Annotated in this window: 15 protein-coding genes; 10 read left to right on the plus strand and 5 right to left on the minus strand. The window is 32.6% G+C overall.

Translation table 11 applies throughout. The features are described 5' to 3' along the window. Positions 1–31: 31 nt before the first annotated feature. The 3 genes from ACEQT4_RS08725 to ACEQT4_RS08735 all read right to left on the minus strand — a co-directional run bounded on the left by ACEQT4_RS08725 (position 32) and on the right by ACEQT4_RS08735 (position 4,268). Positions 32–559 carry an inorganic diphosphatase gene (locus tag ACEQT4_RS08725; RefSeq protein ID WP_027880511.1) on the minus strand — a complete coding sequence of 176 codons (528 nt, stop codon included), beginning with the start codon at positions 557–559 and terminating at the stop codon, positions 32–34. Positions 560–710: 151 nt separating this feature from the next. Next, positions 711–3,212: a DUF5686 family protein gene (locus ACEQT4_RS08730; RefSeq protein ID WP_370227032.1), complete on the minus strand. Its 2,502-nt coding sequence runs from the start codon at positions 3,210–3,212 to the stop codon at positions 711–713. Positions 3,213–3,290: 78 nt separating this feature from the next. Then, positions 3,291–4,268, minus strand: coding sequence for a pyruvate dehydrogenase complex E1 component subunit beta (locus ACEQT4_RS08735; protein WP_370227033.1), 978 nt, complete (start codon positions 4,266–4,268; stop codon positions 3,291–3,293). Positions 4,269–4,509: 241 nt separating this feature from the next. On the opposite strand from ACEQT4_RS08735, the gene ACEQT4_RS08740 reads away from it, so the two are divergent. The 10 genes from ACEQT4_RS08740 to lspA all read left to right on the plus strand — a co-directional run bounded on the left by ACEQT4_RS08740 (position 4,510) and on the right by lspA (position 14,345). Further along, a complete protein-coding gene (locus tag ACEQT4_RS08740; protein ID WP_027880508.1) occupies positions 4,510–5,256 on the plus strand; it encodes an electron transfer flavoprotein subunit beta/FixA family protein in 747 nt (248 codons plus the stop codon). A 46-nt stretch (positions 5,257–5,302) separates the two neighbouring features. Then, a complete protein-coding gene (locus ACEQT4_RS08745; RefSeq protein ID WP_370227034.1) occupies positions 5,303–6,265 on the plus strand; it encodes an electron transfer flavoprotein subunit alpha/FixB family protein in 963 nt (320 codons plus the stop codon). 114 nt (positions 6,266–6,379) lie between these two features. After that, positions 6,380–6,994: a bifunctional nuclease domain-containing protein gene (locus ACEQT4_RS08750; RefSeq protein ID WP_370227036.1), complete on the plus strand. Its 615-nt coding sequence runs from the start codon at positions 6,380–6,382 to the stop codon at positions 6,992–6,994. A gap of 16 nt (positions 6,995–7,010) precedes the next feature. After that, entirely contained in the window at positions 7,011–8,708 is a 1,698-nt protein-coding gene (locus tag ACEQT4_RS08755) for a NupC/NupG family nucleoside CNT transporter (RefSeq protein WP_370227037.1), read from the plus strand. A 210-nt stretch (positions 8,709–8,918) separates the two neighbouring features. Continuing rightward, complete coding sequence (locus ACEQT4_RS08760; protein ID WP_027880504.1) at positions 8,919–9,743, plus strand: thymidylate synthase; 825 nt, start codon at positions 8,919–8,921, stop codon at positions 9,741–9,743. Positions 9,744–9,753: 10 nt separating this feature from the next. Further along, entirely contained in the window at positions 9,754–10,191 is a 438-nt protein-coding gene (locus ACEQT4_RS08765) for an energy transducer TonB (protein ID WP_370227038.1), read from the plus strand. A gap of 14 nt (positions 10,192–10,205) precedes the next feature. Further along, positions 10,206–11,117, plus strand: coding sequence for a dihydrofolate reductase (locus ACEQT4_RS08770; protein WP_370227040.1), 912 nt, complete (start codon positions 10,206–10,208; stop codon positions 11,115–11,117). A gap of 42 nt (positions 11,118–11,159) precedes the next feature. Beyond that, positions 11,160–12,716, plus strand: coding sequence for an NAD(P)/FAD-dependent oxidoreductase (locus ACEQT4_RS08775; RefSeq protein WP_370227041.1), 1,557 nt, complete (start codon positions 11,160–11,162; stop codon positions 12,714–12,716). A gap of 247 nt (positions 12,717–12,963) precedes the next feature. Next, on the plus strand, positions 12,964–13,857 hold the full coding sequence (fabD, locus tag ACEQT4_RS08780) for an ACP S-malonyltransferase (protein WP_027880501.1): 894 nt from the start codon (positions 12,964–12,966) through the stop codon (positions 13,855–13,857). Beyond that, positions 13,857–14,345, plus strand: a complete 489-nt coding sequence (gene lspA, locus ACEQT4_RS08785) for a signal peptidase II (protein ID WP_370227042.1) — start codon at positions 13,857–13,859, stop codon at positions 14,343–14,345. The genes fabD and lspA overlap by 1 nt, the downstream gene beginning before the upstream one ends. Positions 14,346–14,399: 54 nt before the next feature. Here lspA and ACEQT4_RS08790 read toward each other — a convergent pair whose 3' ends face one another. Together ACEQT4_RS08790 and galE are read right to left on the minus strand one after the other, a co-directional pair. Continuing rightward, the gene (locus tag ACEQT4_RS08790; protein WP_027880499.1) at positions 14,400–14,591 is read right to left on the minus strand and encodes a hypothetical protein; all 192 of its coding nucleotides are present in this window, start codon (positions 14,589–14,591) and stop codon (positions 14,400–14,402) included. Between the two features lie 162 nt (positions 14,592–14,753). After that, positions 14,754–15,773 (minus strand): UDP-glucose 4-epimerase GalE, encoded by a 1,020-nt coding sequence (gene galE, locus ACEQT4_RS08795; protein ID WP_370227043.1) that lies wholly within the window; start codon positions 15,771–15,773, stop codon positions 14,754–14,756. Positions 15,774–15,852 lie beyond the last annotated feature (79 nt).

Here is a 15,852-nt window from a genome sequence, read left to right on the forward strand (position 1 = left end):
CCCCGTTTTTAGCGGGTATAATTTTCTTAAATTAAATTAAGAAATCGCCGTTTGCTTTATGCTCGCTGTTTTCGTATCTATCTACACATTTGCTTACAATTTCGTAAGCTTCTTTAGCATCTCCCCAACTTCCTACATCTACTTTCTTTTTTTCTAAATCTTTGTATACTTGGAAAAAGTGAGTAATTTCATCTAAACGGTGAGGATTAATATCTGATATATCATTTTTAGAATTCCAAATTGGATCAGATACTGGTACGCAAACTATTTTTTCGTCTGGACCTTTTTCATCTGCCATATGGAATACTCCGATTGGTTTTACCTCTACAACACACATTGGAAACGTAGGCTCATGACCTAAAATTAAAACGTCTAACGGGTCACCATCTAAAGCTAATGTTTGTGGTATAAATCCGTAATCTCCTGGATACATCATCGAAGAGAATAGCATACGGTCAAAACGTATTTTTTTTAAATCAAAGTCATATTCATATTTGTTTCTGCTTCCTTTAGGAATTTCTACTAAAGCATCAAATGTTGTTTCTCCTTTTGGGCTCATCTTAATTATTTTATACGCTAATAGCGTTATTTATTTATTAACTATCTAAAAATAAGGGATGCAAAAGTAAGTGATTATTTAGGTTTAGGCAAGAGAAAAGAGTTTGACTTTGGAAAATTGGTATAGTAACTTACATATAGCTTGCACTTTTTTAAAAATAAAAGCCAAAACTACCGGTTACACCAAATTTTCTGGCATCTGGATATAAAACAGGATCTGTGTAGTTACCTCTAAAGTTAAAATCTATTCTAAAGACTTTAAAAATGTTTCCTACACCAAAACTATACTCATAGTAAGGTTTTCTGTTTGGAGCTTCATAAATTAATCCTGAAGCGTTAATATTTCTGTTGTCTTGAGATATATTACCAATAACACCTCTTGCTCCTAGAATAGCTCTTAAATTATATTTTTTTAAGAATGGGATACGCGAAAATAATCTTCCGTTAAAGTTATGTTCTATATGAAGTGTTGCATATTCATCGGTAATAAACTCATAAAAATCAAGATTTGAAAAAGTATTATATATTGAAAAATAACTTTGGTTACCTGGCACAACACTTAACAAACCTAAAGGAACTTCTCCAAAAGTCTTACCTGCTTCTACGGTTGTGTACAGTCTACCAAAACCACCAATAGCCCAAGGTTGTGTATATGAAAATTGAACTTTAGTATAATCAAAATCACTATTTAAAATACTTTGATCGCCAATAGAAATCTGCGCAAAAAGCCTTGCAAAATCATCGTTTTTTGTTCTTCGTTCTACACCAAAACCTGTCATTTCTCTTTTTGGAAAATAAGATAAAGAGATTGCGGTTTCATATTGTTTTACTTCAGATTTTGTCGTTGTTTGAGTTGCGTCTGTATAATAATCTAAACTAAATGTGTTTGAAGCAGACTCTAAGGTTCTGTAACTTCCGCTTAAACGAGTTACAAAGTTTCTTAATGGTTCTGCTTCTATTGCTAGAGTACTTAGGTTAATATTGGTTAATTTATCGTTTATTCCTGTTCCTACTACTGATGAGCTTGCTAAACTTCGTCCTAAAACATCTGTGCTATTAGTTAGACTTGCCCCTATTTGTTCTACATCACGACGGTTTCCTCCAGAAATTATTAATCTGCTTTTTTTATCTAATAACCATTTTCCTGAAATACCATATTTAAACTTATTGTCTCTAAAACCGTACGCTGTAAATCCTTCTATACGCCATAAATCATTTTGCCCAAAATAAGTACGTCCGCCAGCTCTTAATCTAACACCTTCAACTTCATTATAACCAAAGGTTGAAAATATAGGTCCGTAGTCTAAATTTAAATCATCAAACTCTATATAACCAGATGCTAAAATGCTTCCTAAGTTGTAAAGTCTTTTAAATTTTTTAGTCTTTTTTAAAGAATCTAACATGACGTAAACACCTTTTTCGTCTTTACTTAAGGACTCCATACGGTTTTTATCCCAAAAACTATCATCTTGATTATAGATATCTTCATCAAAGCTGTAAACTTTTTGCTTGTAAAACTTAGGATCCTTTTCTTTATCAAACTTGTAATTATCGTAAAGTGTGGTACGTTTTCCGTAAATTCCTCTAGATTTTTCCTTCTTATTAAAGGCAAAATCTGACATAAAATAATCTCTTTTTATTAAAAAGACTGAATCGTTTAACACTTCAAAATCTTGCTCTATATAAATTTCTTTCACCCAATTTATATTAGCGCTTTTAGAGGCTTGCATATTGATGTTTTTTAATGCAAATGTGGTATCTGCTACCCAAAAATCGCCTTTAAAAGTAAGTTCGTTTTTACGTCTAGGATAATAAATAATATTATAACACCATTTGTTATCAATATATGCACTATCTGAAAGGACGTAATTATACGTTTGTATTCCGGTACGAGAGATTGGACTAACAAAACTTTTATCAAAAAACTTTAAATAGTTATCGTATACATCATAGTCTGAATACAAATCGTCTACAAAGTCAATAATTACCTGGTTATTACTAAATCCTGAGTTTTTATTTCCTTTTAAAATTTCTCGTTTTTCATTAATTACATTATCACCGTAAACCTCACTAGCAGCTTCGTTAATAAACATTGGTAAATACGTTTTACCTGTAACTTTAGAAGTATCTACTTGATCAAATACAAACTCCATACCTTTAAACAACTTACTATCTATTAGCGAACTATCTATGGTGTTAAGGTCAAATTCTACCTTTTCGTATTTATCATATTGGTATTGTTTGTACTGCTTAAGTCCATTACTACGTTTATTTGCCCAAATTTTTCTTAGAATATCAATCGCAGGATTGTTTTTTTTAGGTTGTTTACCAGAGACAATAACAACTTCATCTAATGCAGCAGCTTCTTCTTTAAGCGTCACCTTTAACTTATAAGTTACTCTTTTTTCAAGTTGAATTTCTTGAGTTTCAAAACCAATAAAAGATATTTTTAATACGTCCCAATTGTTTTCATCTTCAATATAAAATGTTCCTTCTTCATTAGTTATTACTCCTATTGAAGAACCTTTAAAAATTACATTTGCAAAAGGCACCGGATTATTTGATGCGTCAAAAACTTGACCACTAACTTTGGTTTGTGCTAACGCAGAAATGATGCTAAAAAGAAAAAAAAGGACAGAAAGAAGTCTATTCATTAATTTTGGTTTATAAACAAAAAAACTTCATCAACAATCGTGCTAATGAAGTTTTGATATAACGAAAATAATAATTTTTTATTTGTACATTACTTTTTTAACAGCCTTTATCACATCGTTATGGTTTGGTAACCACTCTTCTAACAATACTGGACTATATGGTGCAGGCGTATCTGCTGTGTTTATTTTTACAATTGGCGCATCTAAGTAATCAAATGCTTCACTTTGTACAAGGTATGTAATTTCAGTCGCTACGTTACCAAATGGCCAAGCTTCTTCTAAAACTACCAAACGGTTAGTTTTCTTTACAGACTCTAAAATAGCTTTTCTATCCATTGGTCTAACTGTACGAAGATCTATAATTTCAACAGAGATTCCATCTTTTTCAAGTTCGTCTGCAGCTTTATAAGCTTCTTTTATAATTTTACCAAAAGAAACGATAGTTACATCTGTACCTTCACGCTTAATATCTGCCACACCTAATGGTATAGTGTATTCTCCTTCTGGCACTTCGCCTTTATCACCATACATTTGTTCAGATTCCATAAAAATCACTGGATCATCATCGCGTATTGCAGATTTTAATAAACCTTTTGCATCATATGGGTTAGAAGGCACTACCACTTTTAAACCTGGTGTATTAGCAAACCAACTTTCAAAAGCTTGACTATGTGTAGCTGCTAATTGTCCTGCAGAAGCTGTTGGACCTCTAAAAACAATTGGACATTTAAATTGTCCACCAGACATTTGTCTAATTTTTGCAGCGTTATTTATAATTTGGTCAATACCAACTAAAGAGAAGTTAAAGGTCATATATTCTACTATCGGTCTATTACCAGTCATGGTAGATCCAATAGCTACACCAGCAAAACCAAGCTCTGCAATTGGTGTATCAATAACACGTTTTGGACCAAACTCGTCCAACATACCTTTAGATGCTTTGTAAGCACCATTATATTCTGCTACTTCTTCACCCATAAGGTAGATGCTTTCGTCACGACGCATTTCTTCGCTCATGGCTTCAGCAATAGCTTCTCTAAACTGTATTGTTTTCATTAAAATATCTATTTGAATTGCAAAAATAAGAATTAATAAAAAACTTACAGTAAAAGAATTCTTTAAAATTTATTATGCACGCATAGTAAATTTTAAAAATATTTCCATATCTTCGTAACCACAAGATTTTAGAGCGTTTTTTGCTTTAAAATTTTATAAAAAATTGCTGATTAACCCATGTTACTATAACGATTTAGTAGGTCTAAAGGCATAAATTTAAAAACTAAATAAATTAAAAAATATGAAAATTTTAGTGTGTATTAGTCACGTACCAGACACTACTTCAAAAATTAATTTTACAGATGGTGATACAAAGTTTGACACAAATGGTGTTCAATTTGTAATTAATCCAAATGACGAATTTGGTTTAACAAGAGCAATGTGGTTTAAAGAAAAACAAGGTGCTTCTGTAGACGTTGTTAATGTTGGAGGACCAGAAACTGAGCCTACATTAAGAAAAGCATTAGCTATAGGTGCAGATACTGCTATTAGAGTAAATGCAGAAGCTAAAGACGGTTATCAAGTTGCTAAAGAATTAGCTAAAGTTGTAAAAGATGGTGGTTACGATTTAGTAATTGCAGGTAGAGAGTCTATTGATTATAACGGTGCAATGGTACCTGGTATGTTAGCAGAAATGGTTGACGCTAACTTTGTTACTAACTGCATTAGTCTTGAGGTTGATGGCACAAACGCTAAAGCTGTTAGAGAGATTGATGGTGGTAAAGAAAGTGTTTCTACTACATTGCCTTTAGTAATCGGAGGACAAAAAGGTTTAGTTGAAGAGAGCGACTTACGTATACCAAATATGAGAGGTATTATGATGGCTAGAAAAAAACCTTTAAATGTAGTTGAACCTAACGGCGCAAGTACAGAAACTGGAACTGTAAAATTTGAAAAACCAGCTCCAAAAGGTGAAGTAACTTTAGTTGCTCCTGATAACTTAGACGAATTAGTTAACCTTTTACACAACGAAGCTAAAGTAATCTAATCGTTAGATTACGAAAATTAGTTTCAGAATTTAAAATATTATAAACATGTCAATTTTAGTATATACAGAATCAGAAAACGGAACTTTTAAAAAAGCTGCTTTTGAGGTTGCATCTTACGCTAAAGCGGTTGCAGACCAAATGGGCACAAGCGTTACTGCTGTTGCAGTTAATGTAAATGACACTTCAGAGTTAGGTAAATACGGTGTAGACAAAGTACTTAATGTATCTAACGATGGTTTAGCAAAGTTTAATGCAAAATCTTATGCTTCAGTTTTATCTCAAGCAGCAAAGCAAGAAGGCTCAAAAGTTGTTGTACTTAGTCAAAGCGCAGACAGCAAATATTTAGCTCCATTATTATCTGTAGGGTTAGACGCAGGATATGCATCTAATGTAGTAGCTGTACCTACATCTACTTCTCCTTTTACAGTAAAACGTACTGCTTTTACAAATAAAGCATTTAACTTTACAACTATAGATACAGATGTAAAGATTGTTGGTGTATCAAACAACTCTTTTGGCTTAGTTGAAAACAGTGCAAGTGCTTCTTCTGAAGATTTTTCTCCGGAAATTGCTTCGTCAGGAGTTACTGTAGAGTCTGTAGATAAAGTAACAGACAAAGTAACTATTGCAGATGCAGAAATTGTAGTATCTGCTGGTCGTGGCTTAAAAGGTCCAGAAAACTGGGGAATGGTTGAAGAATTAGCAGACATTTTAGGAGCAGCAACAGCATGCTCTAAACCAGTTTCTGACTTAGGCTGGAGACCACATAGCGAACACGTTGGACAAACAGGAAAACCTGTTGCTTCTAACCTTTATATTGCTATTGGTATTAGTGGTGCCATCCAACATTTAGCTGGTATTAACGCCTCTAAAGTAAAAGTAGTAATCAACACAGATCCAGAAGCACCTTTCTTTAAAGCTGCAGATTATGGAGTTGTTGGTGATGCTTTTGAAGTCGTACCTCAACTTATAGAAAAATTAAAAGCTTTTAAATCAGCAAACGCTTAATTTTTTTTAACTTTAAGTCTGATATAACAAGGACTGTTTAAATTTTGCACAAAAATCTAACCCTTACGGTTTGGTAAAGTCCTAATTTAAACAGTTCTTTGTGTTTTTGATTGCATGAGTTTAGTAAGACTAAATATTAAAGGAATTTCGTACAGCCAAACCCAAAATGGCGCCTATGCGCTTATCTTAAATGAGGTTGACGGAGACCGTAAATTACCTATCGTTATTGGTGCTTTTGAAGCACAATCTATAGCTATTGCTTTAGAAAAAGAAATTAAACCACCTAGACCACTTACCCACGACTTATTTAAAAATTTTGCAGACCGTTTTGATATTGTCGTAAAACAAGTCATCATACACAAGTTGGTAGATGGTGTTTTCTACTCTTCATTAATTTGCGAACGTGATAAAATTGAAGAAATTATTGATGCAAGAACCAGTGATGCTATTGCATTAGCACTTCGTTTTCAAGCTCCTATTTTTACTTATAAAAATATTCTAGACAAAGCTGGTATCTACTTAAAAGTAGATCCAAAAGATGAAGACAGCGAAGACGATGATGTACTTGTTAATGAGATAATTAACGAAGAATTAGAATTAGAACCTTCTTCTGAAGACGAATTACAGTCTAAAAACATAGAAGAACTCCATAAACTTTTAGATGAAGCTGTTAACAACGAAGACTACGAAAAAGCAGCAAAAATTAGAGACGAAATATCTAAAAGATAACTTACACTTTTTACAGATGAAAAAATTTTTAATTGTTACAGTAACCTTCTTACTTGCATTTACCTCTACTTTAGCGCAAGATATTAGTAAAGATTGGTTGTTAGACACTAGTAACATTAATATCAATTCTACAGACACCAAACCGCTAATAATTCAAAAAAACACAGAGCTTAAATTAAATCAAGGTTCTTTTAAGCTAAAAGATGCTAGTGGAGATTATATTTTTCAAAATAAAGTTTTAGTTTTTTATTATGATACACCTTTTGAAATGACAAAAAGGTTTAAAATTAAAAACTTAACAGATTCAACTTTAGTATTATCCCAAAAAGAAAACATCTATAAATTTGTTGTAAAACCTAAATCCAAAAAAGAAACAACTGTTGCAGAATCAAATCAAATAATCCCAAATCAAGGATTTTCATTTAATAGTTTATGGCGTGGTGCGCTAGGTATGGTTTCTTTAATAGTAATAGCTTTTCTATTTAGTAGTAATCGTAGAGCTATTGATTGGAAAATTGTTGGAATAGGTCTAGCTTTTCAATTATTAATTGCAATAGGCGTTTTAAAAGTAGATTTTATAAAAAATGGTTTTGAACTTGTTGGTGGACTTTTTGTTCAAGTTCTAGATTTTACAAGAGCAGGAAGCAAATTTTTATTTGAAGGCTTGGTAGTTGATATGGATACTTTCGGTTTTATCTTTGCCTTTCAAGTGTTACCAACTATCATTTTCTTTTCAGCATTAACCTCTGTATTATATTATTTGGGTATAATTCAAATAGTAGTAAAAGCTTTCGGATGGTTATTATCTAAATTATTGAGAATTTCTGGAGCAGAAAGTCTATCTGTTGCTGGTAACATCTTTTTAGGACAAACCGAAGCACCTCTTTTAATTAAGGCATACTTGGAAAAAATGAATAAGTCTGAGATGCTTCTTGTTATGATTGGTGGTATGGCTACTGTTGCTGGTGCTGTACTTGCCGCTTACATTGGATTTTTAGGAGGTGAAGATGAAGCTTTACGCCTATTCTATGCTAAACACTTATTGGCAGCATCTGTTATGGCTGCTCCAGGTGCTATTGTTATTTCAAAAATACTATATCCTCAAACCGAAAAAGTAAATACAGACGTCTCTGTTTCTCAAGAAAAAATTGGATCTAATATTTTAGATGCTATTGCTAACGGTACTACAGAAGGTTTAAAACTTGCTGTTAATGTTGGTGCTATGCTTTTAGTTTTTGTTGCTTTTATCGCTATGATTAATTTTATATTTGGAAAGTTTGGATATTACACTGGATTAAACAGCTGGATTGCTGGCAACACACCTTATGAGAGTCTTTCATTAGAACTAATATTAGGTTACATCTTCTCGCCTCTTATGTGGTTAATTGGTGTTGCTAAAGAAGACATGGCTTTAATGGGACAATTATTAGGTATCAAATTAGCAGCATCAGAATTTATTGGATACATTCAATTAGCAGACTTAAAAAACATAGCAAATCCAACACATTTAAAGTATGAAAAGTCAATTATTATGGCTACATATATGCTTTGTGGATTTGCAAATTTTGCTTCTATCGGAATTCAAATTGGTGGTATTGGTTCTTTAGCACCTGGACAACGTAAAACATTATCGCAATTTGGTATAAAAGCTTTAATTGGAGGTACAATTGCTTCTCTAATATCAGCTACAATTGCAGGAATGATTATTGGTTAAAACAATTTCTGCGAAAGCAGAAATCTTTAAATCCAAGACGTAACTTTTTCATTTAAAATAGTAGTTAATAACTTTTAATATCTTAAAATCAATTAACTAATTAACTACATTGATTTTTGTTTATTTTCGTTTTTAGCTATTTCTTATTTCAAAATAACTAGCTATTTTTATAACTAAAAATGAGATTTCTGCTTTCGCAGAGATAGTATTATGAAGCAATATCACGACCTTGTAAAACACGTTTTAGAACACGGAAACGCAAAAGAAGACCGTACAGGAACAGGCACCAAAAGTGTTTTTGGTTATCAAATGAGATTTGATTTAAGTGAAGGTTTTCCTATGGTAACCACAAAAAAACTACACTTAAAATCTATTATACATGAGTTACTTTGGTTTTTAAAAGGCGACACCAACATTAACTATTTACAAGAAAACGGTGTAAGAATCTGGAACGAATGGGCTGACGAAAACGGAGATCTTGGTCCTGTGTATGGTCACCAATGGAGAAACTGGAATAGTGATGAGATTGACCAAATAAAAGAAGTTATAGATACACTAAAAAACAATCCAGATAGTAGACGTATGCTAGTATCTGCTTGGAATCCTTCTGTAATGCCAGACACTTCTAAAAGCTTTAGTGAAAATGTTGCTAATGGTAAAGCGGCTTTACCACCATGTCATGCGTTTTTTCAGTTTTATGTGGCTAATGGTAAATTATCTTGTCAACTATACCAACGTAGTGCAGATATCTTTTTAGGTGTTCCGTTTAACATCGCATCTTATGCTTTATTCACAATGATGATGGCGCAAGTTTGCGGTTACGAAGCTGGAGAATTCATTCATACTTTCGGAGATGCACATATTTACAACAACCATTTAGAGCAATTAGAATTGCAATTATCTAGAGACTGCAGACCATTACCAACAATGAAGTTAAATCCTGAAGTTAAAGATATTTTTGATTTTAAATTTGAAGATTTTACATTAGAAAATTATAATCCGCATCCACACATTAAAGGTGCAGTTGCTGTTTAATAACAATTATATGAAAAAAGTTTTACTGTTAATTCTAATTATAATTTCGCAATGGACTTTTGCTCAGGAAAATGATTCTAAAGAAATACCCTTATCATACGTAGGAATAACTCCTGTATATCCAGGTTGTGAAGATGAAACCAGTAATTATTTAAAAAAACAATGTTTTTCTAAAAAAATAAACGAACATTTTTTTGAATATTTTGATGTTAGAAAAGCTACTAAAAAGACAAAATTAGAACCTGGTGTTTATAAAATATATATAAGCTTTATTGTTAATATAGAAGGTAATATTACTGAAATAAAAACAAAATCTCCACACAAAAATATTGACAAAGAGGCTAGAAGAGTTATGAAGTTTGTCCCTAAAATAATACCGGGTAAAATTAATGGTGCATTAGTGGATGTTCCTTTCTCTCTTCCTGTAACATTTAGAATTTACAGATAAATAACAGAATATTTATGTTCGGCAAAAAAAAGGAAAAACCGCAGATAGATAAAGAGCAATTAGAATTAATAAAAAATGCTCAACAACGTGTTAAACAAAAAAAACGCCTATACTATCATTTTGTTATATTTTTAATTGGCGCTTTATTTTTAATCTTAGCAAATACCGTTTTAGGTATTGGTCAAGATCTAAAAATTTTTGGTCAAGATTGGTTTGTAATTGCTATTATTGTTTGGTTATTCTTATTTGTTTTTCATTTATTTAATGTATTTGTTACTCATAAATTTATGGGTAAAAAATGGGAAGAAAAACAATTGGCTAAGCTAGTAAACAAACAAAAAGTACGCATAGAAAAACTAAAAGCACAACTGGAAAAAGAAGATTTAACTATTGCAGAAAGTCAAGTATTTAATCAAAAAAACAGCAAAATAGTTGACAACTTAACTATGATTGTTGCTGCTGGCGAAAATAACGAAATAGGAAAAGATAACGATCTAATTTGGCATTTAAGCGACGATCTTAAACGCTTTAAATCATTAACTTCTGGACATCATATAATTATGGGTCGAAAGACTTTTGAAAGTTTTCCAAAACCATTACCAAATCGCACACACATTGTAATTACAAGACAATCAAATTATAAAGCGCCAGATGGTGTTATAATTGTTAATAGCATAGAAGACGCAATAAACATAGCTAAAAAAGACTCGCAACCTTTTATTATTGGTGGCGGAGAAATTTACAAACAGGCTATGCCATACGCTAGTAAAATAGAAATTACGCGAGTACATGCAACATTTCCGGAAGCAGATACTTTTTTCCCGAAAATAGATACTTCAATATTTAAAGAAACCTCAAATGTTTTTCATAAAAAAGATGATAATCATCAATATGAGTTTTCATTTTTAACATTTGAGAGAATTTAATTTATTACTAAGTTTCATTCAAAATTTACCTAATTTCGCATTATGGTAAAAGACATTCAACTTCGTGTTTCTCTTAAAGAAGAAGAAATCCCAGATATATTATTAATTAAATCTGCGGAATGGTTGTCTATACCGCGTGAAGACATTTCTGGCATTAAAATACTGCGTAAATCCATCGATGCACGTAAGCCTAAAATTATCTTCAACTATAAAGTTTCAGTCTTTATAAAAGAACCTGTTCAGGAAACTTCCGATTATCATTTTGAATACAAAGATGTGTCTAACGCTAAACCAATTCATATTATTGGTTTTGGTCCTGCTGGTATGTACGCAGCATTGCGCTGTATAGAACTTGGTTACAAACCCATAGTTTTAGAACGTGGCGCCAATGTACAAGATAGACGTCGCGATCTTAAAGCCATTAATCAAGATCATTTTGTAAATGAAGATTCTAATTACTGTTTTGGCGAAGGTGGCGCAGGAACATATTCTGACGGAAAATTATACACACGAAGTTTAAAACGTGGTGATGTACGTCGTATTTTTGAAAATCTTGTATTTCATGGTGCAACAGATCAGATTCTGGTCGATGCGCATCCGCATATTGGGACTAACAAACTACCTAAAGTCGTTCAAAATATTAGACAAACTATTTTAGATTTTGGTGGCGAAATTCATTTTAATACGCGTGTTACCGATTTCATTATAAAAAATGAAAAAATAGTTGCGCTTCAGCTTAATAATGGTGAAGAATTAACTACCGAAAAAGTAATTCTAGCAACAGGTCATTCTGCAAGAGATATTTTCTATTTATTAGACAAAAAAAATATTGCTATTGAAGCTAAAAGTTTTGCAATGGGCGTACGTGCAGAGCATCCGCAGCAGATTATTGACAACATTCAATATCATTGTACTGGCGAAAGACATCCGTTATTACCAGCTGCTTCATACAGTTTAGTGCAGCAAGTAAACGGACGTGGCGTTTACAGTTTTTGTATGTGTCCTGGCGGATTTATTGTACCAGCAGCAACAGCAAATGGCGAAGTTGTAGTTAATGGTATGTCACCTTCTAGACGTAACAATAAATTTGCTAATTCTGGTATTGTTGTTGAAATAAATGCTGACAAAGATTTACATAAATACGAACAATTTGGCGCTTTAAAAGCACTAGAATTTCAAAAAGATTTTGAAAAATTAGCCTTTACTTCTGGTAATCGTGATCAAACTGCTCCAGCACAACGTATGACCGATTTTGTAGAAGGTAGGTTATCTTCAACTTTAAACGAAACGTCTTATCAACCAGGTATAAAAAGTGCGCCTTTACACAGTTTATTTCCTAAAATTATAGGAAGTACTTTACGTAAAGGGTTTAAAGCTTTTGGTGATAAAATGAAAGGCTATTACACCGAAGAAGCCAATATTATAGGTGTAGAATCGCGTACCTCATCACCAGTTAGTATTCCAAGAACAGACCAATTACATCATCCAGAAATCACCAATTTATATCCTTGCGGTGAAGGTGCTGGTTATGCTGGCGGAATTATTAGCGCAGCAATGGATGGCGAACGCTGTGCAGAAGCTGCTACTGGGAATTTGTAATTTATAGATCTAAGAATATAGAGACAAGTACCTTGATTTTTTCTAATATTTTAAATCAATTTAACATAATTCTCGATACAACACTTTTATCGTCGCGCCACTCGAACTTACGTCATGTAGTTATTAATTTTCATCACTTCTAGTGATTTATGAAGTATGAACAAATTGTATCGAGAAGCTTTAAAATCAATAGTTTTCTTTAATATTTTATTCCTATTTTTGCTCAATAATTAAGAAACTAAATTTAATGAAAGCATATATTTTTCCTGGTCAAGGTGCTCAGTTTACTGGTATGGGACTTGATTTATACGAAAACTCTCCAGAAGCTCAACATTTATTTGAAGATGCCAACTCAATTTTAGGGTTTAACATCACAGATATTATGTTTGAAGGTACTGCAGACCAATTAAAAGAAACTAAAGTAACTCAACCAGCTATCTTTTTACATTCGGTAATTTTAGCAAAAACTTTAGGTGATAACTTCAAACCAGATATGGTCGCTGGTCACTCTTTAGGTGAATTTTCTGCATTAGTAGCAAACGGAGCATTAAGCTTTGAAGATGGTTTAAAATTAGTATCTCAACGTGCTATGGCTATGCAAAAAGCTTGCGAAATTAAACCAAGTACTATGGCGGCTGTTTTAGGTTTAGAAGACAAATTAGTTGAAGATATTTGCGCAAAAACCGAAGGTGTTGTTGTTGCTGCTAACTACAACTGTCCAGGTCAATTAGTGATCTCTGGAGAAGTAGAAGCAATTAATCGTGCTTGTGAAGCTATGAAAGAAGCTGGCGCAAGACGTGCTTTGGTGTTACCTGTTGGTGGCGCATTTCACTCTCCAATGATGGAACCAGCTAGAGAAGAATTAGCTGCAGCAATAGAAAACACAACGTTTAGTAAACCTAATTGCCCAATATACCAAAACGTAACAGCTAGCGCTATTATAGATGAAACTGAAATTAAGGCTAATTTAATTTCGCAATTAACAGCGCCTGTACGCTGGACACAATCTGTACAACAAATGATTGCTGATGGTGCTACACTTTTTACTGAAGTTGGTCCCGGAAAAGTTTTACAAGGCTTAGTAAAAAAGATTGATAGATCTGCTGAAACTGAATCTGCAACAATAAGTACAGAGCAATAATGAGCGCAAGAAACATACTTATTACTGCATTAATTTTTCTTAACATTGCTATTGACCAAATCTCTAAATTTATTGTTAGAGCTGAAGTCGGAAAAGGCAGTGTTAGTGAAATTATAGGAGATGTTTTTACACTACATAATGTTGAAAATAAAGGTGCTTTTTTAGGTATGGGTAGCGACTTTAGTCCTGCTTTACGTATTACACTTCTATTAATTTTACCAATATTAGTGTTAGCTTTTGTGCTTAGACACATTATTAAAGACAAAACCATGAACATGTTTACATTAGTTGGTTTTTGTTGTATAATTGGTGGCGGTATAGCAAATGTCTACGACCGTATTGTTTATGGATCTGTTACCGACTTCTTACATTTAGATTTTGGTGGTTTTTTAAGAACCGGAATATTTAACCTTGCAGATGTTTCTGTAATGGTAGGAATGGGCTGTTTAATTGTAGGTAGCTTTAAAAAGAAAAAAGAAGCCAAATAAACTTATTAATATCATATAAAAAAGCCTCGAAATATTTTCGAGGCTTTTTTTATGTTATCTAGCTAAGTTGCAATCTATACAATCTTTAACTTCGCCGTAATATGTTTCGCGATATTTGTGTAATGTTTTAAAAGGAATACCTAATAAGTGCTTCTTAATGTAGGTTACTTTTGCAGTTAATTTACCCATTTTTGGTGTAAACCTGTCTTCGTGTTTTGTTTGTCTTTTTACGGTAATCAATTTCATTGTTTTATCATTTGCATTAGCCACAAAATAAACAAGAATATTAACCAATCACGAATTTTAAAAATTAAAATATTGTTAATCAACACATTAATAAAATATCCTTAATGATTTTGCGTAATACTTACGTATTTGACAATTTAAAACCGAATAATTTATGATATACTAATTTGAATTTAGACGTTTTTGCCATTTCCAAGCAGATATCATAGCGTCGTCAAGTGAAGATTCTGCTTTCCAACCCAAAACTTGATTGGCTTTTGTCGTGTCTGCATATGCAGAAATAACATCACCTTCTCTTCTATTTGCAATCTTGTAATTTAATTTCTCTCCAGAAACACGCTCAAATGAATTTATAACTTCTAACACGCTACTTCCTGTTCCTGTTCCTAAATTAAAATACTCGTAATTACTTGTATTATTAGATTCTAACAAGCGTTGTAAAGCGACAACGTGTGCTTTTGCTACATCTACTACATGAATATAATCTCTTATACACGTCCCATCTGGTGTTGGATAATCATCACCAAAAACAGATAATTGTTCGCGTATTCCAACTCCTGTTTGTGTTATAAAAGGTACTAAGTTTTGTGGTACTCCAATTGGTAACTCACCTATTTTTGCTGTTGGATGTGCTCCAATTGGATTAAAATATCGCAAAGCGATTGCATTTAATTTTGGAGTGACTTTACAAGTGTCTTTAATAATTTCTTCACCTATTTGTTTGGTATTACCGTAAGGTGATTCGGCTGGTTTTATTGGTGCGTTTTCTGAAATTGGTAACTCATCTGCTTGCCCATAAACAGTACAAGACGAACTAAAGATGAAATTAGATTGCTCTAATTTTGTTAATTCTTGCAACACATAAACTAAAGTGTTTATATTATTTTCATAATACATTAACGGTTGTTCTACACTTTCTCCAACTGCTTTACTTGCTGCAAAATGTATAACCCCAACTATATCTTGATGGTTTAAAAAGAATTCTTGGACTTTAGATTTTTCTTTTAAATCTAGATTATCAAAAATTGGCGTTTTACCTGTAATACTTACAATACCGTCTAATACTTTTATTGATGAATTTGATAAATTATCAATTATAACGACTTCAAAACCTTTGTTTTGAAGCTCGACTACAGTATGAGATCCGATAAATCCTAATCCTCCTGTTACTAGTACCTTCATTGACTGGAATGTGCGTTAGGGATTGAGCAATTGTTGGAGCACATCTTTGATTGCGACTTGCGAAAGCCCGACCCTTTAG

The sequence above is a fragment of the Mesoflavibacter sp. genome, from assembly GCF_964226795.1.
GTDB classification, from domain to species: Bacteria; Bacteroidota; Bacteroidia; order Flavobacteriales; family Flavobacteriaceae; genus Mesoflavibacter; species Mesoflavibacter zeaxanthinifaciens.